The 22,882-nt window shown below is 55.9% G+C and carries 20 protein-coding genes; 19 read left to right on the top strand and 1 reads right to left on the bottom strand.

Translation table 11 applies throughout. The features are described from left to right. Positions 1–208: 208 nt before the first annotated feature. The 3 genes from udk (at position 209) to asmA (ending at position 3,396) form a co-directional block, all read left to right on the top strand. Positions 209–850, top strand: a complete 642-nt coding sequence (gene udk / locus ACTJI7_RS09020) for a uridine kinase (protein WP_008500855.1) — start codon at positions 209–211, stop codon at positions 848–850. A gap of 91 nt (positions 851–941) precedes the next feature. Next, positions 942–1,523, top strand: coding sequence for a dCTP deaminase (gene dcd / locus ACTJI7_RS09015; protein WP_028013805.1), 582 nt, complete (start codon positions 942–944; stop codon positions 1,521–1,523). A gap of 22 nt (positions 1,524–1,545) precedes the next feature. Further along, positions 1,546–3,396, top strand: coding sequence for an outer membrane assembly protein AsmA (gene asmA, locus ACTJI7_RS09010; RefSeq protein ID WP_045260421.1), 1,851 nt, complete (start codon positions 1,546–1,548; stop codon positions 3,394–3,396). Between the two features lie 92 nt (positions 3,397–3,488). On the opposite strand, the gene ACTJI7_RS09005 is transcribed toward asmA, so the two are convergent. Next, a complete protein-coding gene (locus ACTJI7_RS09005; RefSeq protein ID WP_045260420.1) occupies positions 3,489–5,072 on the bottom strand; it encodes a TerC family protein in 1,584 nt (527 codons plus the stop codon). Between the two features lie 692 nt (positions 5,073–5,764). Between ACTJI7_RS09005 and ACTJI7_RS09000 the strand changes: the two genes are divergently transcribed. From ACTJI7_RS09000 to wcaJ, 16 genes are all read left to right on the top strand, one after another. Further along, a complete protein-coding gene (locus ACTJI7_RS09000) occupies positions 5,765–6,904 on the top strand; it encodes a polysaccharide export protein (protein WP_014170829.1) in 1,140 nt (379 codons plus the stop codon). Between the two features lie 6 nt (positions 6,905–6,910). Continuing rightward, positions 6,911–7,354: a low molecular weight protein-tyrosine-phosphatase Wzb gene (gene wzb / locus ACTJI7_RS08995; RefSeq protein WP_041909108.1), complete on the top strand. Its 444-nt coding sequence runs from the start codon at positions 6,911–6,913 to the stop codon at positions 7,352–7,354. Positions 7,355–7,356: 2 nt separating this feature from the next. Next, entirely contained in the window at positions 7,357–9,519 is a 2,163-nt protein-coding gene (gene wzc, locus ACTJI7_RS08990) for a tyrosine-protein kinase Wzc (protein WP_045260419.1), read from the top strand. A gap of 116 nt (positions 9,520–9,635) precedes the next feature. Beyond that, entirely contained in the window at positions 9,636–10,478 is an 843-nt protein-coding gene (gene wcaA, locus ACTJI7_RS08985) for a colanic acid biosynthesis glycosyltransferase WcaA (RefSeq protein ID WP_028013800.1), read from the top strand. Next, positions 10,478–10,969, top strand: a complete 492-nt coding sequence (gene wcaB, locus ACTJI7_RS08980) for a colanic acid biosynthesis acetyltransferase WcaB (RefSeq protein WP_045260418.1) — start codon at positions 10,478–10,480, stop codon at positions 10,967–10,969. Before wcaA ends, wcaB begins: the two co-directional genes overlap by 1 nt. Beyond that, complete coding sequence (gene wcaC, locus ACTJI7_RS08975; protein WP_045260417.1) at positions 10,966–12,183, top strand: colanic acid biosynthesis glycosyltransferase WcaC; 1,218 nt, start codon at positions 10,966–10,968, stop codon at positions 12,181–12,183. The genes wcaB and wcaC overlap by 4 nt, the downstream gene beginning before the upstream one ends. Continuing rightward, the gene (wcaD, locus tag ACTJI7_RS08970) at positions 12,158–13,378 is read left to right on the top strand and encodes a colanic acid polymerase WcaD (RefSeq protein WP_045260416.1); all 1,221 of its coding nucleotides are present in this window, start codon (positions 12,158–12,160) and stop codon (positions 13,376–13,378) included. Before wcaC ends, wcaD begins: the two co-directional genes overlap by 26 nt. 16 nt (positions 13,379–13,394) lie before the next feature. Beyond that, positions 13,395–14,141, top strand: coding sequence for a colanic acid biosynthesis glycosyltransferase WcaE (wcaE, locus tag ACTJI7_RS08965; protein ID WP_045260415.1), 747 nt, complete (start codon positions 13,395–13,397; stop codon positions 14,139–14,141). A 15-nt stretch (positions 14,142–14,156) separates the two neighbouring features. Further along, the gene (gene wcaF / locus ACTJI7_RS08960) at positions 14,157–14,705 is read left to right on the top strand and encodes a colanic acid biosynthesis acetyltransferase WcaF (protein ID WP_045260414.1); all 549 of its coding nucleotides are present in this window, start codon (positions 14,157–14,159) and stop codon (positions 14,703–14,705) included. A gap of 24 nt (positions 14,706–14,729) precedes the next feature. Further along, a complete protein-coding gene (gene gmd, locus ACTJI7_RS08955; protein WP_003863514.1) occupies positions 14,730–15,851 on the top strand; it encodes a GDP-mannose 4,6-dehydratase in 1,122 nt (373 codons plus the stop codon). Positions 15,852–15,853: 2 nt separating this feature from the next. Next, complete coding sequence (gene fcl, locus ACTJI7_RS08950) at positions 15,854–16,819, top strand: GDP-L-fucose synthase (RefSeq protein WP_024908102.1); 966 nt, start codon at positions 15,854–15,856, stop codon at positions 16,817–16,819. A gap of 2 nt (positions 16,820–16,821) precedes the next feature. Then, complete coding sequence (locus ACTJI7_RS08945; protein ID WP_074135958.1) at positions 16,822–17,301, top strand: GDP-mannose mannosyl hydrolase; 480 nt, start codon at positions 16,822–16,824, stop codon at positions 17,299–17,301. Continuing rightward, positions 17,298–18,521 (top strand): colanic acid biosynthesis fucosyltransferase WcaI, encoded by a 1,224-nt coding sequence (gene wcaI, locus ACTJI7_RS08940; protein WP_100169988.1) that lies wholly within the window; start codon positions 17,298–17,300, stop codon positions 18,519–18,521. Before ACTJI7_RS08945 ends, wcaI begins: the two co-directional genes overlap by 4 nt. 3 nt (positions 18,522–18,524) lie before the next feature. Beyond that, positions 18,525–19,961 (top strand): mannose-1-phosphate guanyltransferase, encoded by a 1,437-nt coding sequence (gene cpsB / locus ACTJI7_RS08935; RefSeq protein WP_028013792.1) that lies wholly within the window; start codon positions 18,525–18,527, stop codon positions 19,959–19,961. A gap of 109 nt (positions 19,962–20,070) precedes the next feature. Then, positions 20,071–21,441 (top strand): colanic acid biosynthesis phosphomannomutase CpsG, encoded by a 1,371-nt coding sequence (gene cpsG, locus ACTJI7_RS08930; protein ID WP_041909126.1) that lies wholly within the window; start codon positions 20,071–20,073, stop codon positions 21,439–21,441. Positions 21,442–21,487: 46 nt separating this feature from the next. After that, positions 21,488–22,882, top strand: a complete 1,395-nt coding sequence (wcaJ, locus tag ACTJI7_RS08925; protein WP_028013790.1) for an undecaprenyl-phosphate glucose phosphotransferase — start codon at positions 21,488–21,490, stop codon at positions 22,880–22,882.

Raw genomic sequence — 22,882 nt, 5'->3', positions numbered from 1 at the left:
AAATAGTTACTCGCTAAAAAATTCCTGTTAAACGCTGAAAAAACGGTCATTAAAATTTCTCTCAGGGATCAATGCGCCACTTTTCAGCCTGTCTCGCAGAACCTGCGCATTCGACTGGTATCACGCCCGCGAAATCCCTATAATTGCCGCGTTTGACGCTCCGGCGTCGTCCTTCCTTAACATCCAGGTTATTCAGGTCGCTAAATTTATGACTGATAAGTCTCATCAGTGCGTCATTATAGGCATCGCCGGCGCATCGGCTTCAGGTAAAAGTCTAATTGCCAGTACGCTTTATCGCGAACTGCGTGAACAGGTAGGTGATGAGCATATCGGCGTCATTCCCGAAGACAGCTACTACAAAGATCAATCCCATCTGTCGATGGAAGAACGTGTAAAAACCAACTACGACCACCCGAATGCGATGGATCACAGTTTACTGTTCCAGCATTTAGAAGCGCTTAAGAGCGGCCAGGCGATCGAACTGCCCGTTTACAGTTACGTAGAACACACCCGTACCCAGGAAACGATCCGCATCGAGCCGAAGAAGGTCATTATCCTTGAAGGCATCCTGCTCCTGACCGATGCCCGCCTGCGTGAATCCATGAACTTCTCCATCTTTGTCGATACCCCGCTGGATATCTGCCTGATGCGCCGCATCAAGCGTGACGTTAACGAGCGCGGCCGTTCGATGGACTCCGTCATGGCGCAATACCAGAAAACGGTCCGTCCGATGTTCCTGCAGTTTATTGAACCATCCAAACAATACGCCGATATCATCGTGCCTCGCGGGGGCAAAAACCGCATTGCTATTGATATCTTAAAAGCGAAAATCAGCCAGTTTTTTGAATAAGCCGCGCGAATTGTGTACCGTTCAGAGATAACCTGGTTTTACCCTGAGCGTTCAACGGCTCAGGGTACGATGCATGAAAGGAGAAAGAACCATGCGTCTTTGCGATCGTGATATTGAAGCCTGGCTGGATGAAGGCCGCTTGTCTATTACCCCACGTCCCCCCGTGGAGCGCATCAATGGGGTGACCGTTGATGTACGGTTGGGGAATAAATTCCGCACCTTTAGCGGCCATACTGCGCCGTTCATCGACCTCAGCGGGCCGAAGGATGAAGTGAGCGCCGCGCTCGATCGCGTCATGAGTGATGAAATCATCATTGACGAAGGTGAAGCTTTTTATCTGCACCCGGGTGAACTGGCGCTGGCGGTGACGTATGAATCCGTGACCCTGCCTGCGGATCTCGTCGGCTGGCTTGATGGCCGTTCTTCTCTGGCCCGCCTGGGGTTGATGGTTCACGTGACCGCGCACCGTATCGACCCAGGCTGGTCCGGCCGTATCGTGCTGGAGTTCTTCAACGCCGGTAAACTGCCGCTGGCGCTGCGCCCCGGAATGATGATCGGTGCGTTAAGCTTTGAACCTCTCACAGGCCCGGCAGACAGGCCTTATAACCGCCGCCAGGACGCAAAATACCGCGACCAGCAGGGTGCGGTTGCCAGCCGTATTGATAAAGACTGATCGTTAGTCCATTGAGGATGCCATGAGAAGAGTTCTGACAACGCTGATGATTTTGCTGGTAGTGCTGGTTGCTGGCCTTTCGGCGTTGGTTCTGCTGGTTAACCCGAATGATTTCCGCGCTTACATGGTGCGGCAGGTCGAGGCACGCAGTGGTTACCAACTGAAGCTTGACGGGCCGCTGCGCTGGCATGTCTGGCCGCAGCTCAGCATTCTCTCTGGCCGCATGTCGTTAACCGCGCCGGGCGCGGCACAGCCGCTGGTCTCTGCGGACAACATGCGTCTCGATGTGGCGCTGATCCCGCTCATCTCCCATCAGCTGCAGGTTAATCAGGTGATGCTGAAGGGCGCGGTCATTCAGCTTACCCCGCAGACCGAAGCCGTGCGCGACGCGAATGCGCCGGTTGCGCCGCGCGAGAATACCTTACCGGATGAACCGTCCGATACGGGCTGGTCCTTTGATATAGGCAAACTGAAAGTGGCCGATAGCGTGCTGGTGTTCCAGCATGAGGATCAGGAGCAGGTCACCGTTCGCAACATCAACCTGCAGATGGAACAGGATGAACACCATCTTGCGTCGCTGGAATTTAGCGGACGGGTAAACCGCGACCAGCGCGATCTGTCCCTCTCGTTGAATGCAAACGTGAATGCGTCGGACTATCCGCATCAGCTGACGGCCGACATCCAGCAGCTTAGCTGGCAGCTGACGGGAGCGGATCTCCCGACCCAGGGGATCGCCGGGCAGGGGACGCTGCAGGCCGTATGGCGCGAAGAGCAAAAACAGCTGGCGCTGGATAACCTTAACCTGCAGGCCAACGACAGCAGCCTGAAAGGGCAGGCGAGCGTCACGCTCGACGATAAGCCGAAGTGGGTGCTGAACCTGCAGTTTGACAAGCTCAACCTGGAGAACATCCTGCCACCGGTGCCAGCAAGCGCAACGGACAGCGATGCCGTGCAGACGGGGCAAAGCCAGTCACCGGTGTCGCGTCCGGTTATCTCATCCAACCTTGAACAGCCTGACTATAACGTGCTGCGCGGCTTCACGGCGGATATTCTGCTGAAAGCCAACAGCGTGCGCTGGCGCGGTATTGATTTTACCGACGTGAGCGGCCAGATGTTCAACCACAACGGGTTGCTGGTAATTTCAGAACTGAGCGGCAAAATGGGGGTGGGTCACCTGTCACTTCCGGGTACGCTGGACGTGCGTAAGGACGTTGCCAGCGCTGAATTCCAGCCGCGTCTCGACAACGTTGAGATTGGCAGCATCCTCAAAGCCTTTAACTATCCGATATCCCTGACGGGTCAGCTGACGCTGGCGGGCGATTTCTCAGGCACCAAAATTGATGCCAACGCCTTCCGCCGTGAGTGGCAGGGCGAGGCGCATGTTGACCTGAAAGATTCGCGAATGGAAGGGCTCAACTTCCAGCAGCTGGTTCAGCAGGCGGTGGAGCGCAGCAGCGATGTTAAAGCCCAGGAAAACTACGACAGCGCAACTCGCCTCGACAGCTTCACCACTGACCTGACGCTGGATAACGGGGTGCTGACGCTGGCCGGGATGCAGGGAACTTCATCTATGCTGTCGTTAACCGGAGAAGGCTCGCTGGATCTCGTCAAAGAGACGGCGGACACGCGCTTTAACGTCCGGGTGCTTTCCGGCTGGCAGGGCGAAAGCAAGCTGATTGACTTCCTCAAAGAGACGCCGGTTCCGCTTAGCGTATACGGCAAATGGCAGGCGCTGAACTACAGCCTTCAGGTAGATCAGATCCTGCGTAAGCATCTGCAGGATGAAGCGAAGCGTCGGCTCAACAGCTGGGCGGATCGTAATAAAGATTCCCAGAACGGCAAGGATGTGAAGAAGCTGCTGGATAAGCTTTGACGGCGGTGCGGCCTGATGCCCTCACCCGGACCCTCTCCCACGGGAGAGGGAGCAAACACTAAAACGGCAACGGGGTTGCCGTTTTGGTTTACCTAAACCTCAAAATCCAGCTCTTCCTCATCCCGCAGTGGAATTAGCTGCACTTTCTGCACGCGATGGTTTTCAATCTGCAGGGTTTTAAGCAGATAGTCGCCCACCTGAACCTCTTCTCCCGGCTGCGGGATGCGCTGCAAATACTCCATCAGCAGACCGGCAATGGTGTGGTATTCCCGTTTTTCATCCAGCGGTAGCGGCACGAACTGCACAAGGTCTTCCAGCGGCATGTGGCCGTTGGCCGTCCACGAGCCGTCAGCGTTTTTCTGAATGTCGTGGCGGGCATCAATCTCATCCACCTCGTTTGGCAGATTACCGGCGATGGTTTCCATTACGTCGCTGAGCGTGACCAGCCCTTCCACCGAACCAAATTCATCCACCACAAACGCGAAGTGGGTGCGCGCGTTGCGGAACTGCTCCAGCGCGGAGAGCAGCGGAAGCGCTTCCGGGAAGACCAGCGGCTGGCGTACCAGCGCGCGCAGATTGAGCGGCTCGCCGTGCAGCTGCTGCTGGAGCAGGTCAATCACGTGTACCACCCCCAGCAGCTCCTCTTCCTCTTCACCGCCGGTGACCACCACGCGGGTGTGCTGGTTTTTATCCAGCAGGGCGCGGATCTGCTCTTCCGGTGCCGTGAGGTCAATATGCTCAATGTCATGCCGGGAGGTCATGATGCTGCTGACCGTGCGCTGATTCAGGTTAAGCACGCGCTCGATCATCAGCCGCTCCTGCGGGTTAAAGATCTGCCCGTCGCTGTGATCGGCCAGCAGGGCAGAGGATTCGGCGTCCAGCTCGGCATCCTCTTTCCTGCCGCTCAACAGGCGCATCACGGTGTCGGCCGTGCGCTGGCGCAGGGTCTGATTCGCGGAGAGAAACCGGCGGCGGTTAAATATCGCCAGCTGGTTGAGCGCTTCAATCATGACGGAGAAGCCAATGGCGGCGTACAGGTAGCCTTTCGGAATGTGGAAGCCGAAACCGTCGGCGACCAGGCTAAAGCCAATCATCAGCAGGAAGCTGAGACAGAGGATCACGATTGTCGGGTGGCTGTTCACAAAGCGGGTCAGTGCTTTGCTCGCCATCACCATCAGCGTGATGGCGATAATTACCGCGGCCATCATGACGGCGAGATGGTCCACCATCCCGACGGCGGTAATCACCGAATCCAGGGAGAAGACCGCATCGAGCACCACAATTTGCGCCACCACCGGCCAGAATCTCGCCCCGCGTCGCTGGGTCGGGTTCTCGCTGTCCTTGCCTTCGAGCCGCTCGTTAAGCTCCACCGTGGCTTTGAACAGCAGGAACAGCCCGCCGAAGAGCATGATCAGGTCGCGCGCGCTAAAGCTCAGGCCGCGAACGGAGAACAGAGGCTGAGTGAGTGTGACCATCCAGGAGATAGAGGCCAGCAGCAGTAAACGCATCACCATCGCCAGCAGCAGACCCGTCACGCGCGCGCGGTCGCGCTGGGAAGGGGGCAGTTTTTCAGCGAGGATGGCGATAAACACCAGATTATCGATACCGAGCACTAATTCGATGACGACCAGCGTCACCAGCCCGGCCCAGATTGATGGATCGGCAATCCATTCCATAGTAATAGCAATACCTTCTGTTATATGACGAATGTCACACTTCGATCATGGATAAAGCTGGGGGAAAATGCAATGTCGGGCTGAGATTTCTCTTAATACGATGCGTAAAAAAGAGAGCAGTCTCAGATGAGTGTAAATAAGCAAAATACGTATATTTTATTATTTTGAGTGCTTTTTAGGATATATCGCAGATAATGGTTTTTACTCTCTTTTTGTCAATATAAAGAAAATCCTAAAAGGTCAAAACTTTGCTCTTAATATTAATCTTAAAAACAGATATTAGGACAGTTGTCTCCTTGCCTGCTATTAGGTTAGCTGCAACAATTCTCCCAGCATCAAATGTTAAATCTTGTTGTTGCTATTATTGTTTTGGTCTTCGGAATGGTCATTCATTATCCGTTGTGTATTTCAAGCGGCTGATATATTTCCAGAAGACCTTACTCAAGAGGGTGTCTATCCATAACACATTGTTTAGTCAGTGGATTGGTAACTGAAAGCCAAGGGCGGTAGCGTGCCTGAAAGCGTGTGAATCAGCCTCGATTATTCTGTCAATAGCCAATGGATGAATAAGCTTTTTTTAGGACTGATGCCAGTTATATTTCTATTTGATTAACTGCATGCTGAAACCCAATACGTCTCAGGCTTATTTAAATTGCACAGGATAATTACTCTGCCAAAGTGATAAATAATCAATGATGAAATCCAAAATGAAATTGATGCCATTATTGGTGTCTGTGACCTTGATGAGTGGTTGCACGGTCTTTCCCGGCAGCAATATGTCAACAATGGGTAAGGATGTGATCAAGCAACAGGATGCCGATTTTGATCTCGACAAAATGGTGAATGTTTACCCACTTACGCCACGTCTGGTCGAACAATTACGTCCACGTCCGAATGTTGCCCAGCCGAATATGTCTCTGGACCAGGAAATTGCCTCCTATCAGTATCGCGTGGGGCCGGGCGACGTGATCAACGTGACCGTCTGGGACCACCCTGAACTGACCACGCCAGCGGGCCAGTACCGTAGCTCAAGCGACACCGGGAACTGGGTACAGTCAGATGGCACCATGTTCTATCCGTACATTGGTAAAGTACATGTCGCCGGGAAAACGCTTGCCGAGATCCGTAGTGATATTACCGGCCGCTTAGCGCAGTACATCGCCGACCCGCAGGTGGACGTTAATATCGCCGCATTCCGCTCGCAAAAAGCCTATATCTCCGGTCAGGTGAATAAATCCGGCCAGCAGGCCATCACCAACGTACCGCTCACCGTTCTGGACGCCATTAACGCCGCGGGCGGTTTAACCGACGGCGCCGACTGGCGCAACGTGGTGCTGACCCACAACGGCAAAGAGCAGCGCATTTCGCTGCAGGCGCTGATGCAAAACGGCGACCTGACCCAGAACCGCCTGCTCTATCCGGGCGATATTCTCTACGTACCGCGCAACGACGATCTGAAAGTCTTCGTGATGGGTGAAGTGAAGAAACAGAGCACCCTCAAAATGGACTTCAGCGGCATGACCCTGACCGAAGCGCTGGGCAATGCTGAAGGTATCGATCTGACCACCTCTAACGCGACCGGTATCTTCGTCATCCGTCCGCTGAAGGGTGAAGGCAGCGCGAAGGGCAAGATTGCCAACATCTACCAGCTGGATATGTCCGATGCGACGTCTCTGGTGATGGCGACGGAGTTCCGTCTCCAGCCATACGATGTGGTTTACGTCACCACCGCGCCGGTTGCCCGCTGGAACCGTCTGATCAACCAGTTGCTGCCAACCATCAGTGGCGTTCGCTACATGACGGATACGGCGCGCGACATTCATACCTGGTAATCCGCGATGTTTAACAAAATTCTGGTGGTATGCGTGGGGAACATTTGCCGTTCCCCCACGGCTGAACGGCTGTTGAAACAGTACCAGCCCGAGTTAACGGTCGAGTCCGCAGGGCTGGGCGCGCTGGTGGGCAAAGGTGCCGACGAGCGCGCCGCGAGCGTGGCCCGCGATCACAACCTCTCTCTTGACGGGCATATCGCCCGCCAGGTCACCGGCCGCATGTGCCGGGAGTATGACCTGATTCTGGCAATGGAAAAACGCCATATTCATGCGCTGTGCGATATCGCTCCGGAGATGCGCGGCAAGGTGATGCTGTTTGGTCACTGGGACAACGAACGCGAAATCCCCGATCCGTATCGCAAGAGCCATGAAGCCTTCGAGGCGGTTTACACCTTACTTGACCAGTCTGCCCAACAGTGGGCGCAGGCACTGAAAGCTCAGCAGGGATAACAATGACAGAAAAAACAAGACCTTCTGCCGCCCCGACTTCGGGCAGTGATGAAATTGATATTGGTCGCCTGGTCGGCACGGTTATCGAGGCAAAGTGGTGGGTGCTTGGCATTACTGCCGTGTTTGCCGCAGCGGCCGTCGTGTATACGCTGTTCGCCACACCTATCTACAGCGCCGACGCGCTGGTGCAGATCGAGCAGAATACCGGCAACTCGCTGGTGCAGGATATCGGCTCCGCGCTGGCGAACAAACCGCCAGCATCCGACGCTGAAATTCAGCTGATCCAGTCGCGTCTGGTGCTGGGTAAAACGGTTCACGACCTCGGACTCGACATCTCCGTCACCAAAAATACGTTCCCGATCTTCGGTGCCGGCTGGGACCGTCTGATGGGGCGCAGCAATGACACCGTAAAGGTCACTGACTTTGTGCTGCCGAAAGGGGCGGGGGATCAAACCTTTACCCTGACGGTGCTGGGCCCGAAACAGTATCAGCTGACCAGCGATGCGGGCTTTAGCGCACGCGGCGAAGTGGGGCAGATGCTGAACAAAGACGGCGTTAGCATGATGGTTAGCGCGATCCACGCCCAGGAGGGCGGTGAATTCACCGTCACCAAATTCTCCACGCTGGGGATGATCAACAATCTGCAGAACAACCTGACCGTCACCGAAAACGGTAAGGACACCGGCGTGCTGAGCATGACCTTTACCGGTGAAGATAAGGATCAAATTCGCGACATCCTGAACAGCATTACCCGCAACTACCTTGAGCAGAACGTCGAGCGCAAGTCGGCGGAAGCGGCGAAAAGCCTGGCGTTCCTCGCTAAACAGCTCCCGGAAGTGCGTGCCCGTCTGGATGATGCCGAGAACAAGCTGAATGCCTACCGTCAGGATAAAGACTCCGTCGACCTGCCGCTGGAGGCGAAATCGGTTCTCGACTCGATGGTAAATATTGATGCGCAACTCAACGAGCTGACCTTCAAAGAGGCAGAGATTTCCAAGCTATACACCAAACGCCACCCGGCCTACCGCACGCTGCTGGAGAAGCGCCGCACTCTCGAAGAAGAGAAGGCGAAGCTGAACGACCGCGTGACCGCGATGCCGAAAACGCAGCAGGAGATTGTGCGCCTGACCCGCGACGTGGAGTCCGGACAGCAGGTTTACATGCAGCTGCTGAACAAACAGCAGGAGCTGAAAATCACCGAGGCCAGCACAGTGGGCGACGTGCGCATCGTCGACCCGGCCATTACCCAGCCTGGCGTGCTGAAGCCGAAGAAAGCGCTGATTATTCTCGGCAGCATCATTCTTGGCCTGATGCTCTCTATCGTTGGCGTCCTGCTGCGCTCGTTGTTCAACCGCGGTATCGAAAGCCCGCAGGCGCTGGAAGAGAGTGGTATCAACGTCTATGCCAGCATTCCGCTGTCTGAGTGGCAAAAATCCCGTGACAGCGTCAAGACCATCAAGGGCGTTAAGCGTTACAAACAGAGCCAGCTGCTGGCCGTGGGTAACCCAACCGACCTGGCGATTGAAGCGATCCGCAGCCTGCGTACCAGTCTGCACTTCGCCATGATGCAGGCTAAAAACAACGTCCTGATGTTAACCGGCGTCAGCCCGTCAATCGGTAAGACCTTTGTCTGTGCCAACCTGGCGGCCGTGGTGAGCCAGACCAACAAGCGCGTGCTGCTGATCGACTGCGATATGCGTAAGGGTTATACCCACGAACTGCTGGGCACCAACAACGTGAACGGTCTGTCGGAAATCCTGCTGGGTCAGGGAGAGATTAGCCAGAGCGCCAAGCCGACCTCGATTCCGAGATTCGACCTGATCCCGCGTGGTCAGGTGCCGCCGAACCCGTCTGAACTGCTGATGAGCGAACGCTTCACCCAGCTGATTGAGTGGGCGAGCAAAAACTATGACCTGGTGCTGATCGATACGCCGCCAATTCTGGCCGTGACCGATGCCGCCGTGGTTGGCCGTCATGCGGGTACCACGCTGATGGTGGCGCGCTATGCGGTGAATACCCTGAAGGAAGTGGAAACCAGCCTGAGCCGCTTCGAGCAGAACGGCATTGAGGTGAAAGGGGTCATCCTGAACTCCATCTTCCGTCGTGCGACCGGGTACCAGGATTACGGTTATTACGAGTACGAATACAAGTCTGACAGCAAATAACAAAACACCCCCCCTCACCCTAACCCTCTCCCCAGAGGGGAGAGGGAACTGTCCGGTGCCGCCTTTCACCCTCTCCCCTCAGGGGAGAGGGCCGGGGTGAGGGGTAGGAGGAAAAGATGACCACACAACGCCCTTTAGTTTCTATCTATATGCCGACATGGAACCGTCAGCAGCTGGCGATCCGCGCTATTAAGTCGGTCTTACGTCAGGATTACGATAACTGGGAACTGATCATCGTGGATGACTGTTCTTCCTCGTATGAACAGCTGCAAAAATTTGTCACCGAACTCAACGATCCGCGCGTGATGTATACCCATAACCCGATTAACTCCGGGGCGTGCGCGGTGCGTAATCAGGCGATTATGCAGGCCAAAGGGCAGTATCTGACCGGCATCGACGATGACGACGAATGGACGCCGAACCGCCTGTCCGTCTTCCTTTCGCATAAAGAGCAGCTGGTCACGCACGCTTTTCTGTATGCCAACGACTATGTCTGCCAGGGCGAGGTTTACTCGCAGCCCGCGAGCCTGCCGCTGTACCCGAAATCACCGTACTCTCGTCGCCTGTTCTACAAGCGCAACATTATCGGTAATCAGGTCTTTACCTGGGCCTGGCGCTTTAAGGAGTGCCTGTTCGATACCGAACTGAAGGCCGCGCAGGATTACGACATCTTCTTGCGGATGGTGGTGGAGTACGGCGAGCCGTGGAAAGTGGAAGAGGCCACGCAGATCCTGCACATCAACCACGGGGAGATGCAGATCACCTCCTCACCGAAGAAGTTTTCAGGCTATTTCCATTTTTACCGCAAGCACAAGGACAAGTTTGACCGTGCCAGCCGCAAGTATCAGCTCTTTACCCTGTATCAGATCCGCAATAAGCGCATGAACTGGCGCACGCTGCTGACGCTGCTGTCGGTGCGTAACGGCAAGCGCCTGGCTGACGGGCTTCGGGGGAAATAATGTTTCTGGAAGATTGCCGCGCAAACAGCTGGAGCCTGCGCCCGTGCTGCATGGTTCTGGCGTACCGCATCGCGCACTTTTGCTCGGTGTGGCGCAAGAAAAACGTTCTGAACAATATCTGGGCGGCACCGATTCTGGTGCTGTACCGCATCATCACCGAATGCTTTTTTGGCTATGAAATCCAGGCCGCTGCCACCATTGGCCGCCGCTTTACCATCCACCACGGCTATGCGGTGGTGATCAACAAGTTCGTGGTTGCGGGCGATGATTTCACCATTCGCCACGGGGTGACGATCGGCAACCGCGGGCCGGACAGCCTGGCCTGCCCGGTGATCGGCAATAACGTCGAGCTGGGGGCGAACGTGGTGATGATTGGCGACATTACGATTGGTAACAACGTGACGATCGGGGCGGGCAGCGTGGTGCTGGACAGCATTCCGGATAACGCGCTGGTGGTGGGAGAGAAAGCCCGCGTGAAGGTGATTAAATGAACATTCTGCAATTTAACGTACGCCTCGCAGAAGGCGGAGCGGCAGGCGTGGCGCTGGATCTGCACCAGCGTGCCCTGCAAAAAGGACTTCAGTCCCGGTTTATTTACGGCTACGGCAAAGGCGGCAAGAAAAGCGTCAGCCATGATAACTTCCCGCAGGTGCACAAGCACACGCCGCGTCTGACCTCTGTTGCCAACATTGCGCTGTTCCGCCTGTTTAACCGCGATCTGTTTGGCAACCTGAACAGTCTTTATCGCACCGTGACCCGCACTACCGGCCCGGTTGTGCTGCATTTTCACGTGCTGCACAGCTACTGGCTGAATCTGGAAGAGGTGGTGGCGTTTTGTCAGAAGGTGCAGGCCCACAAGCTCGACACCCGCTTCGTCTGGACACTGCACGATCACTGGAGCGTAACCGGACGCTGCGCGTTTACCGACGGCTGCGAAGGCTGGAAAGATAGCTGCCAGAAATGCCCGACGTTGAGCAACTATCCGCCGGTGAAGGTGGATCGCGCGCATCAGCTGGTAGACGGAAAGCGTCAGTTGTTCCGCGACATGCTTTCGCTCGGCTGCACGTTTATCTCCCCGAGCCAGCACGTGGCCGACGCCTTCAACAGCCTGTATGGGGCAGGGCGCTGTCAGATTATCAACAACGGTATCGACGTGGCGACGGAAGCCATCCTGGCCGAGCTGACGCCGGTGGCGGAAACCGCGGGCAAACCGAAAATTGCCATCGTTGCGCACGATCTGCGCTACGACGGCAAAACCAACCAGCAGCTGGTGCGCGACATGATGGCGCTCGGCGACAAAATTGAACTGCATACCTTTGGCAAATTCTCGCCGTTCGAAGGCGCTAACGTGGTGAATCACGGGTTTGAAACCGACAAGCGCAAGCTGATGAGCGCCCTGAATGGTATGGACGCGCTGGTGTTCAGCTCCCGCGTGGATAACTACCCGCTGATCCTCTGCGAGGCGCTCTCCATCGGCGTGCCGGTGATTGCCACCCACAGCGATGCAGCGCGCGAAGTGCTGGAAAAATCCGGCGGAAAAACCTTCGCCGGGCACGAGGTCCTGCCTCTGGTGCAGCTGCCGAAGGCGCAGATCGCCGAGGCCGTTTTTGGCACTGACCTGGAATCGTTCCGCAACCGCAGCCGCAAGGCCTACAGTGGACAACAGATGCTGGAGGAGTATGTCTCGTTCTATCAGAATCTGTAGTTATCTGCTGCTGCCGCTGATCTACCTGCTGGTTAACGTTAAAATTGCCCAGCTCGGCGAAAGCTTCCCGATAACCATCGTAACTTTTTTGCCCGTTCTGCTTCTGCTGTATGTCGATAAAATCAACCTGAAGAAGCTGATGATTGCCCTGGGGCTGGGCACGGGCCTGACGCTGTTTAACTACATCTTTGGCCAGTCGCTGGATGCCAGTAAATACGTCACTTCAACCATGCTGTTTGTTTATATCGTTATTATTATTGGCATGGTCTGGAGTATTCGCTTCAAAACTATTTCACCGCACAATTATCGGAAAATCCTCAGGTTCTTTTATATTGCCGTTGCGTTAATTGTTGTGCTTGCGGCAATGGAGATGGCGCAAATTATTCTCACGGGCGGCAGCAGCCTGATGGAGATAATTTCGAAATATCTCATTTACAGTAACAGCTATGTACTGAACTTCATTAAGTTTGGAGGGAAGCGTACAACGGCGCTCTATTTTGAACCGGCGTTTTTCGCTCTGGCGTTAATCTCAATTTGGCTCAGCATCAAACAGTTTGGTATCAAAACGCCTAAGACCGATGCTATGATTCTTGCAGGAATCGTTCTGTCTGGATCGTTCTCAGGGGTAATGACATTTATCCTGTTTTACCTGCTGGAGTGGGCGTTCCAGTACCTGAACAAAGATGCGATTAAGAAAAAACTGCCGCTGGCGATAATCTCTCTGACGGTATTTTTAGTGGGCGTCATATTCGCGTTTCCGTACATTTCAGAACGTCTGGGTGATTTGGGAACGGAAGGGTCATCGTCCTATTATCGCATCATTGGTCCGCTGGTGATGGTGGGTTATTCCTTAACCCATATCGATGGTGTAGTAAGATTCGGCTCACTTTACGAATATGTTGCATCATTCGGAATCTTTAACGGTGCGGATGTCGGTAAAACCATAGACAATGGTCTGTATCTGTTAATTATTTATTTTTCGTGGTTCGCCGTACTGTTGACGCTGTGGTATCTGTTTAAAGTTTTCAAAATGATGATCAACGCGTTTGGTGATAACCAGAACTTTCGCGTGCAGCTTTATCTTTTTACGCCGGTGTCGCTGTTTTTTACCGGGTCAATATTTAGCCCGGAATATGCTTTCTTGATTGTCTGTCCGTTTATTTTGCGTAAGGCGCTTAATATTACGAACGTATGACGAAATGAGGTGATTTATGTTTCTTAGCGTCATTACTGTCGCTTTTCGTAATTACGAAGGGGTGGTAAAAACCTGGCGCTCGCTGCGCAACCTGGCGCGCGATCCAAGCCTCACCTTTGAGTGGATCGTGGTCGACGGCGGCTCGAACGATGGCACGGCGGAGTTTCTGGAAAAACTCAACGGTGAGTTCAACTTACGCTACATCAGCGAGAAAGATAAAGGCATCTACGATGCGATGAACAAGGGCATTGATATGGCCCAGGGCCGTTATGCCATCTTCCTCAACTCCGGCGATATTTTCCACGACGATGTGGCGCTGTTTGCCCGTCAGCTGGCGCGCCAGAAAGAGGATGCCATGTATATTGGCGATGCGCTGCTCGATTTTGGCGACGGGCATAAAGTCTGCCGCAGCGCCAAGCCAGGCTGGTATATCTACCATAGCCTGCCGGCCAGCCATCAGGCCATTTTCTTCCCGGTAAACGGTCTGAAAAAACAGCCTTACGATTTGCAGTACAAGGTGTCATCCGATTATGCGCTGGCCGCCAGCCTGTATAAATCAGGTTACCCGTTCCGTCGAATTAAAGGGCTGGTGTCTGAATTTTCGATGGGCGGCGTGTCAACGTCTAATAATCTTGAATTATGCCAGGATGCAAAAAAGGTGCAGCGTCAAATATTACGCGTGCCGGGATTCTGGGCGGAATTGTCTTATTTATTACGCCTGCGTACGACAGGTAAAACGAAAACCTTATATAACAAAGCCTGAATATAAGGAAACGCAATGCAGGATTTAAAAGGTTTCTCCGTACCGAAAGGTTTTCGGGGCGGGAACGGTATTAAGGTACAGCTGTGGTGGGCGGTTCAGGCAACCTTATTTGCCTGGTCGCCGCAAATACTGTACCGCTGGCGAGCCTTTTTATTGCGCCTGTTTGGCGCAAAAATCGGAAAAAACGTAGTTATTCGACCTTCGGTAAAGATTACCTACCCCTGGAAATTAACCCTCGGGGATTACGCCTGGGTAGGGGATGACGCGGTGTTATATACCCTGGGCGAGATTACGATTGGCGCAAATTCGGTGGTTTCACAGAAGTGTTATTTGTGCACCGGCAGCCACGACTTTATGAGCCCGCATTTTGATATTACCGCTTCGCCTATTGTGATCGGTGAGAAGTGCTGGCTGGCAACGGATGTTTTTGTTGCACCAGGTATTTCTGTTGGCGATGGCACGGTAGTCGGTGCCCGCAGCAGCGTTTTTAAATCGCTACCGGCAAATAAAGTTTGCCGTGGCAACCCCGCAGTGGTGATACGCGAACGCGTTGAAACTGATTAAATTCATAAGTAGAGGAATATAAACATGTCTAAAGTCGCTCTCATCACCGGCGTTACCGGGCAGGATGGTTCTTACCTGGCAGAACTGCTGCTGGAGAAAGGGTATGAAGTGCACGGTATTAAACGTCGTGCGTCTTCTTTCAACACCGAACGTGTGGATCACATCTATCAGGATCCTCACGCGGCGAACCCGAAATTCCACCTGCACTACGGCGACCTGACCGATACCTCCAACCTGACTCGTATCCTGCAGGAAGTACAGCCGGATGAAGTGTACAACCTGGGGGCGATGAGCCACGTAGCGGTCTCCTTCGAGTCCCCGGAATACACCGCTGACGTTGACGCCATGGGTACCCTGCGTCTGCTGGAGGCGATTCGCTTCCTCGGTCTTGAGAAGAAAACTCGCTTCTACCAGGCATCTACCTCCGAGCTGTACGGCCTGGTGCAGGAAATTCCACAGAAAGAGACCACGCCGTTCTACCCGCGCTCTCCGTATGCGGTAGCAAAACTGTACGCCTACTGGATCACCGTGAACTACCGTGAATCCTACGGCATGTACGCCTGTAACGGCATTCTGTTCAACCACGAATCCCCGCGCCGCGGCGAAACCTTCGTGACCCGTAAAATCACCCGCGCGATCGCCAACATTGCTCAGGGTCTGGAATCTTGCCTGCACCTCGGCAACATGGACTCCCTGCGTGACTGGGGCCATGCCAAAGACTACGTGAAAATGCAGTGGATGATGCTGCAGCAGGAACAGCCAGAAGACTTCGTGATCGCGACCGGCGTGCAGTACTCCGTGCGTCAGTTCGTTGAGATGGCTGCGGCGCAGCTGGGCATCAAACTGCGCTTCGAAGGCACGGGCGTGGAAGAGAAGGGTATCGTTGTGTCCGTGACCGGCCACGACGCGCCAGGCGTGAAGCCAGGCGACGTAATTGTGCAGGTTGACCCGCGTTACTTCCGTCCTGCTGAAGTAGAAACCCTGCTGGGCGACCCAACCAAAGCGCACGAGAAGCTGGGCTGGAAACCAGAAACCACTCTGCAGGAGATGGTATCCGAGATGGTGGCCAAAGATCTTGAAGCAGCGAAAAAACATTCCCTGCTCAAGTCTCATGGCTACGAGGTTGCCATCGCGCTGGAGTCCTGAGAATGACAAAACAACGTATTTTTGTCGCCGGTCATCGCGGAATGGTGGGTTCCGCGATTGTCCGCCAGCTGGAACAGCGCGGTGACGTAGAGGTGATTGTCCGCACCCGTGACGAGCTGAACCTGCTCGACAGCCGTGCGGTACAGGACTTCTTTGCCAACGAACGCATTGACCAGGTGTATCTGGCGGCGGCGAAGGTGGGCGGCATTGTCGCTAATAACACCTACCCGGCGGATTTCATCTACGAGAACATGATGATCGAGAGCAACATCATTCACGCGGCGCATCTGCACAACGTGAACAAGCTGCTGTTCCTCGGTTCATCCTGTATCTACCCGAAGATGGCGAAGCAGCCGATTGCCGAAAGCGAGCTGCTGCAGGGCACGCTTGAAGCCACTAACGAGCCGTATGCGATTGCCAAAATTGCCGGGATCAAGCTGTGTGAATCCTACAACCGTCAGTATAACCGCGACTATCGCTCGGTGATGCCGACCAACCTGTATGGACCGCACGATAACTTCCACCCGAGCAATTCCCACGTGATCCCGGCGCTGCTGCGCCGCTTCCACGAGGCGACTGCCGAAAACGCCCCGGACGTGGTGGTGTGGGGCAGCGGGACGCCAATGCGCGAGTTCCTGCACGTGGACGACATGGCGGCAGCCAGCATTCACGTGATGGAGCTGGATCGCGAGGTGTGGCAGGAAAACACCGAGCCGATGCTGTCGCACATTAACGTGGGTACCGGCGTGGACTGCACCATCCGCGAGCTGGCGCAGACCATCGCGCAGGTGGTGGGCTACAAGGGCCGCGTGGTGTTTGACGCGACCAAACCGGACGGCACGCCGCGCAAGCTGCTGGACGTGACCCGTCTGCATCAGCTGGGCTGGTATCACGAGGTCTCACTGGAGCAGGGGCTGGCCAGCACCTACCAGTGGTTCCTGGAAAACCAGCACCGCTTCCGGGGGTAATGATGTTTTTAAGTCAGGAAGATTTTGCCACGGTAGTGCGTTCCACTCCGCTCATCTCGATTGATTTGATCGTGGAGAACGAACGCGGCGAGTTCTTGCTGGGGAAACGAACCAATCGTCCTGCACAGGGCTTCTGGTTCGTGCCCGGCGGGCGCGTGCAGAAGGATGAGACGCTGGTTGATGCGTTTGAGCGTCTCACTCTGGCGGAGCTGGGCCTGCAGCTGCCGATGGCAGCGGGCCAGTTTTACGGGGTCTGGCAGCACTTCTATGACGATAACTTTTCGGGTACCGGGTTCTCCACGCACTACATCGTGCTGGGGTTCCGCCTGAAGGTGAGTGAGGCAGACCTGCGTCTGCCTGATTCTCAGCATGACGATTACCGCTGGCTAACGCCAGAGGCGCTGCTGGCAAGCGACAACGTCCATGACAACAGTCGGGCGTACTTCCTCGCGGAACGTCAGGCCGAGGTGCCAGGACTATGAAAATCCTCGTCTACGGAATTAACTACTCGCCTGAATTAACCGGTATCGGGAAATACACCGGCGAGATGGTGGAGTGGATGGCGAGCCAGGGACATGACGTGCGGGTGATTACTGCCCCGCCGTACTACCCGGAGTGGAAGGTAGGCGAACGCTATTCCAGCTGGCGCTATCGCCGCGAAGAGGGGGCCGCGACCGTCTGGCGCTGCCCGCTCTACGTGCCGAAACAGCCCTCGACGCTGAAACGTTTAATTCATCTGGGCAGCTTTGCCCTCAGCAGTTTCTTCCCGCTGATGGCGCAGCGTCGCTGGAAGCCGGATCGCATTATCGGCGTGGTGCCGACGCTGTTCTGCACGCCGGGCATGCGCCTGCTGGGAAAACTCTCCGGCGCGCGCACCCTGCTGCACATTCAGGATTATGAAGTGGACGCCATGCTCGGTCTGGGTATGGCCGGGAAAGGCAAGGGCGGCAAGGTGGCGAAGCTCGCCAGCGCCTTTGAGCGCAGTGGCTTACACAACGTGGACTACGTCTCAACGATCTCGCGCTCGATGATGAACAAAGCGCAGGAGAAGGGCGTCCCGGCGGAGAAGGTGATCTTCTTCCCGAACTGGTCCGAAGTGGCGCGTTTTCGCGACGTGACGGAGCAAGAGGCTCAGGCGCTGCGCGCCCGGCTCGGTTTGCCTGATGACCAAAAAATCATTCTTTACTCAGGCAACATCGGCGAAAAGCAGGGGCTGGAGAGCGTTATTGAAGCGGCCCAGCTGCTGATCGAACAGCCGTGGACGTTTGTGATTGTCGGACAGGGCGGGGGAAAAGCGCGGCTGGAAAAGATGGCCAGTGAACGCGGCCTGACCAACGTGAAGTTTTTCCCGCTGCAATCGTACGACGCGCTGCCTGCGCTGCTGAAAATGGCGGATTGCCATCTGGTCGTGCAAAAACGCGGCGCGGCGGATGCGGTGCTGCCGTCCAAGCTGACCAACATTCTGGCAGTGGGCGGTAACGCGGTGATTACGGCGGAAGCCGAAACAGAATTAGGCCAGCTGTGTGGCAGCTATCCGGGGATTGCCGTGTGCGTGGAGCCGGAATCGGTCCCGGCGCTGGTCACCGGCATTGAACAGGCACTCGCCATGCCAAAAGTGAACACGGTGGCACGTGAATATGCCGAACGCACGCTCGAGAAAGAGAACGTGCTGAGCCAATTTATTGCAGATATACGGGGATAAATCATGAGTCAAACCACTTTGTATCCGGTTGTGATGGCTGGTGGCTCTGGTAGCCGGTTGTGGCCGCTGTCCCGCGTGCTCTATCCAAAACAGTTCCTCTGCCTGAAAGGGGATCTCACCATGCTGCAGACGACGGTAAACCGTCTGCACGGCGTGGAGTGTGAAAGCCCGGTGGTGATTTGTAACGAACAGCACCGCTTTATCGTTGCCGAGCAGCTGCGTCAGCTGAACAAGCTCACGGAAAACATCATCCTGGAGCCTGCCGGACGTAATACCGCGCCCGCGATCGCCCTGGCGGCGCTGGCGGCAAAACGCAGCAGTCCTGACTGTGACCCGCTGATGCTGGTCCTGGCGGCAGATCACGTTATCCAGCAGGAAGACGCATTCCGCGACGCGGTGCGTGCCGCGATCCCTTACGCCGAGAGCGGCAAACTGGTGACCTTCGGCATTGTGCCGGATCTGCCGGAAACCGGCTACGGTTACATCCGTCGCGGCAGCGTAACGCCGGGTGAGGGCGATAGCGTGGCGTTTGACGTGGCGCAGTTTGTCGAAAAACCGAATCTCGAAACCGCGCAGGCCTATGTCGCCAGCGGTGAATATTACTGGAACAGCGGGATGTTCCTGTTCCGCGCCGGACGCTATCTCGAAGAGCTGCGCAAATACCGCCCGGATATTCTGAACGCCTGCGAAAAAGCGATGGCGGTGGTGGACCCGGATCTCGACTTTATCCGCGTGGATGAAGAGGCGTTCCTCGCCTGCCCGGAAGAGTCTATCGACTACGCCGTGATGGAACGCACGGCTGACGCGGTGGTGGTACCGATGGATGCAGGCTGGAGCGACGTTGGCTCCTGGTCCTCCCTGTGGGAGATCAGCGCCCATACCCCGGAGGGTAACGTCCATCACGGCGATGTGATTAGCCACAAAACCGAAAACAGCTACGTTTACGCCGAGTCTGGCCTCGTCACCACCGTCGGGGTGAAGGATCTGGTGGTTGTCCAGACCAAAGACGCGGTGCTGATTGCCGACCGTAACGCCGTGCAGGACGTTAAAAAAGTGGTTGAGAAGATCAAGGCCGATGGCCGTCACGAACACCACATTCACCGTGAAGTGTACCGTCCGTGGGGCAAATATGACTCCATCGACGCGGGCGACCGCTATCAGGTGAAGCGCATCACCGTGAAGCCGGGCGAGGGGCTGTCGGTGCAGATGCACCATCACCGCGCTGAACATTGGGTGGTGGTGGCGGGTACGGCCAAAGTGACCATCGACGGCGAAGTGAAGCTGCTGGGTGAAAACGAGTCCATTTATATTCCGCTGGGCGCCACGCACTGTCTGGAAAACCCGGGAAAAATTCCTCTCGACTTAATTGAGGTGCGCTCCGGCTCGTATCTGGAAGAGGACGATATTGTGCGCTTCCAGGATCGCTACGGCCGCGTGTAGCACGCCGCATCATGCCCGGCGGCGCTGCGCCTGCCGGGCCTACGAATGACAAAAATAAATTTGGCCATTAAGTGGTCAGGGCCAACTGTTGCCTGAAAAAGGGGTCATCATGGAAAAATTAACCTGTTTTAAAGCCTACGATATTCGCGGCAAGCTGGGCGAAGAGCTGAATGAAGACATCGCGTGGCGCATCGGCCGCGCGTACGGCGAATATTTAAAACCTAAGACCATCGTGCTGGGCGGCGACGTGCGTCTGACCAGTGAATCCCTGAAGCTGGCGCTGGCAAAAGGGCTGCAGGACGCGGGCGTGGACGTGCTGGACATCGGCCTGTCCGGTACCGAAGAGATCTATTTTGCCACCTTCCACCTCGGCGTGGACGGCGGTATCGAAGTGACGGCCAGCCACAACCCGATGGACTACAACGGCATGAAGCTGGTGCGCAAGGGCGCGCGCCCGATTAGCGGCGACACCGGTCTGCGCGACGTGCAGCGCCTCGCGGAAGCCAACGACTTCCCGCCGGTGAACGACGCGAAGCGCGGCAGCTACAAGCAGATTAACCTGCAGAAAGAGTACATCGACCACCTGCTGGGCTACATCAACGTGGCGAACCTCAAGCCGCTGAAGCTGGTCATCAACTCTGGTAACGGCGCGGCAGGCCCGGTTGTCGATGCGCTGGAAGCCCGCTTTAAGGCGCTGAACGTGCCGGTGACCTTCGTCAAGGTACACAACACGCCGGACGGTAACTTCCCGAACGGTATTCCTAACCCGCTGCTGCCGGAGTGCCGCGACGACACCCGTAACGCGGTGATTGAGCACGGTGCCGATATGGGCATCGCCTTCGACGGCGACTTCGACCGCTGCTTCCTGTTCGACGAGAAAGGGCAGTTTATCGAAGGCTACTACATCGTTGGCCTGCTGGCGGAAGCGTTCCTCGAGAAAAACCCGGGCGCGAAGATCATTCACGATCCGCGTCTTTCCTGGAACACCGTGGATGTGGTGAAGGCCGCAGGCGGCGAGCCGGTGATGTCTAAAACCGGCCATGCCTTCATCAAAGAGCGCATGCGCGAAGAAGACGCCATCTACGGCGGCGAGATGAGCGCCCACCACTATTTCCGTGATTTTGCCTACTGCGACAGCGGGATGATCCCGTGGCTGCTGGTGACTGAGCTGCTGTGCCTGAAGGGGCAGAGCCTGGGCGAGCTGGTGCGCGACCGTATGGCGGCCTTCCCGGCGAGCGGGGAGATCAACAGCAAGCTGGCGCAGCCGGCCGAGGCGATTGCCCGCGTTGAACAGCACTTTGCCATTCACGCGCTGGAGATTGACCGTACGGACGGCATCAGCATGGCGTTCCCGCAGTGGCGCTTTAACCTGCGTTCGTCCAACACCGAGCCGGTGGTGCGTCTGAACGTGGAATCCCGCGCTGATACGGCGCTGATGGAAGCCCGAACGAAGGACATTCTGGCGCTGTTGAATCAGTAACAATTGCCCCTCCCGGCGGGAGGGGGAACCGAATACAGGAACAACGATGACGAATCTAAAAAAACGCGAACGAGCGAGAACGAATGCATCGTTAATCTCTATGGTGCAGCGTTTTTCTGATATCACCATCATGGTCGGTGGATTGTGGGCGGTGTGTCGGATCAGCGGGCTGCCGTTCTTATATATGCATCTTCTGATGGCCCTGATTGCGCTGGTTGTGTTTCAGATGATCGGCGGAATGACCGATTTCTACCGCTCGTGGCGCGGCGTGAAAATGACCACCGAACTGATGCTGCTGCTGCAGAACTGGACTCTGAGCCTGATCTTCAGCGCCGGTCTGGTGGCGTTCAGCCATGATTTTGACAACCGCTTTGTGACCTATCTCTGCTGGTACCTGTTAACCAGCGTCGGCATGGTCGTGTGCCGTTCCCTGATCCGCTTTGGCGCGGGCTGGCTGCGTAACCGCGGCTATAACCGTCGTTTCGTGGCGGTGGCAGGCGATCTGCCGGTGGGGAGGGTGTTGCTCGACAGCTTCCGCAAAGAGCCGTGGTTAGGCTTTGAAGTGGTGGGGATTTATCACGACGCGAAGCCGGGTGGCGTGCCGTCTGACTGGGCGGGCAATTACGACCAGCTGATTGAAGACGCGAAAGCGGGCAAAATTCACAACGTTTATATTGCCATGCAGATGAAAGACGAAACCCGCATCAAGCAGCTGATGCGCGAGCTGGCGGACACGACCTGCTCGGTGATCCTGATCCCGGACGTGTTTACCTTCAACATTCTGCATTCCCGCATTGAAGAGGTGAACGGCGTGCCGGTGGTACCGCTGTACGACACGCCGCTGTCGGGGATTAACCGCGTGCTCAAGCGCGTGGAAGATATCGTACTCTCTTCCCTGATTTTACTGCTCATTTCCCCGGTGCTGTGCTGCATCGCCCTGGCGGTGAAGCTGAGCTCTCCCGGCCCGGTCATCTTCCGTCAGACCCGCTACGGCATGGACGGTAAGCCAATCATGGTGTGGAAATTCCGCTCCATGAAGGTCATGGAAAACGACAAGGTGGTGACCCAGGCGACGCAGAACGATCCGCGCGTCACCCGCGTGGGGAACTTCCTGCGCCGCACTTCGCTTGACGAGCTGCCGCAGTTCATCAACGTCTTTACCGGCGGCATGTCGATTGTTGGCCCGCGTCCGCACGCGGTGGCGCATAACGAGCAGTACCGTTCGCTGATTGAAGGCTACATGCTGCGCCATAAGGTGAAGCCGGGCATCACCGGCTGGGCGCAGATCAATGGCTGGCGCGGTGAGACCGACACGCTGGAAAAAATGGAAAAACGCATCGAGTTCGATCTGGAGTACATCCGCGAGTGGAGCCTCTGGTTCGATATCAAGATTGTTTTTCTGACCATCTTCAAAGGTTTCGTGAACAAAGCGGCGTACTAA

Origin of the sequence: Enterobacter sp. 22499 (assembly GCF_052044815.1) — a bacterium.
Classification (GTDB): domain Bacteria; phylum Pseudomonadota; class Gammaproteobacteria; order Enterobacterales; family Enterobacteriaceae; genus Enterobacter; species Enterobacter bugandensis.
The sequence above is the reverse complement of the archived record's forward strand: the minus strand, read 5'-3'. Positions and strand labels throughout refer to the sequence as shown.

What these genes read in the sequence shown, in the direction of transcription:
- udk (WP_008500855.1), top strand. Translation starts at nt 209, where the DNA reads ATGACTGATAAGTCTCATCAGTGCGTCATTATAGGCATCGCCGGCGCA.
- dcd (WP_028013805.1), top strand. Translation starts at nt 942, where the DNA reads ATGCGTCTTTGCGATCGTGATATTGAAGCCTGGCTGGATGAAGGCCGC.
- asmA (WP_045260421.1), top strand. Translation starts at nt 1,546, where the DNA reads ATGAGAAGAGTTCTGACAACGCTGATGATTTTGCTGGTAGTGCTGGTT.
- ACTJI7_RS09005 (WP_045260420.1), bottom strand. Translation starts at nt 5,072, where the DNA reads ATGGAATGGATTGCCGATCCATCAATCTGGGCCGGGCTGGTGACGCTG.
- ACTJI7_RS09000 (WP_014170829.1), top strand. Translation starts at nt 5,765, where the DNA reads ATGATGAAATCCAAAATGAAATTGATGCCATTATTGGTGTCTGTGACC.
- wzb (WP_041909108.1), top strand. Translation starts at nt 6,911, where the DNA reads ATGTTTAACAAAATTCTGGTGGTATGCGTGGGGAACATTTGCCGTTCC.
- wzc (WP_045260419.1), top strand. Translation starts at nt 7,357, where the DNA reads ATGACAGAAAAAACAAGACCTTCTGCCGCCCCGACTTCGGGCAGTGAT.
- wcaA (WP_028013800.1), top strand. Translation starts at nt 9,636, where the DNA reads ATGACCACACAACGCCCTTTAGTTTCTATCTATATGCCGACATGGAAC.
- wcaB (WP_045260418.1), top strand. Translation starts at nt 10,478, where the DNA reads ATGTTTCTGGAAGATTGCCGCGCAAACAGCTGGAGCCTGCGCCCGTGC.
- wcaC (WP_045260417.1), top strand. Translation starts at nt 10,966, where the DNA reads ATGAACATTCTGCAATTTAACGTACGCCTCGCAGAAGGCGGAGCGGCA.
- wcaD (WP_045260416.1), top strand. Translation starts at nt 12,158, where the DNA reads ATGTCTCGTTCTATCAGAATCTGTAGTTATCTGCTGCTGCCGCTGATC.
- wcaE (WP_045260415.1), top strand. Translation starts at nt 13,395, where the DNA reads ATGTTTCTTAGCGTCATTACTGTCGCTTTTCGTAATTACGAAGGGGTG.
- wcaF (WP_045260414.1), top strand. Translation starts at nt 14,157, where the DNA reads ATGCAGGATTTAAAAGGTTTCTCCGTACCGAAAGGTTTTCGGGGCGGG.
- gmd (WP_003863514.1), top strand. Translation starts at nt 14,730, where the DNA reads ATGTCTAAAGTCGCTCTCATCACCGGCGTTACCGGGCAGGATGGTTCT.
- fcl (WP_024908102.1), top strand. Translation starts at nt 15,854, where the DNA reads ATGACAAAACAACGTATTTTTGTCGCCGGTCATCGCGGAATGGTGGGT.
- ACTJI7_RS08945 (WP_074135958.1), top strand. Translation starts at nt 16,822, where the DNA reads ATGTTTTTAAGTCAGGAAGATTTTGCCACGGTAGTGCGTTCCACTCCG.
- wcaI (WP_100169988.1), top strand. Translation starts at nt 17,298, where the DNA reads ATGAAAATCCTCGTCTACGGAATTAACTACTCGCCTGAATTAACCGGT.
- cpsB (WP_028013792.1), top strand. Translation starts at nt 18,525, where the DNA reads ATGAGTCAAACCACTTTGTATCCGGTTGTGATGGCTGGTGGCTCTGGT.
- cpsG (WP_041909126.1), top strand. Translation starts at nt 20,071, where the DNA reads ATGGAAAAATTAACCTGTTTTAAAGCCTACGATATTCGCGGCAAGCTG.
- wcaJ (WP_028013790.1), top strand. Translation starts at nt 21,488, where the DNA reads ATGACGAATCTAAAAAAACGCGAACGAGCGAGAACGAATGCATCGTTA.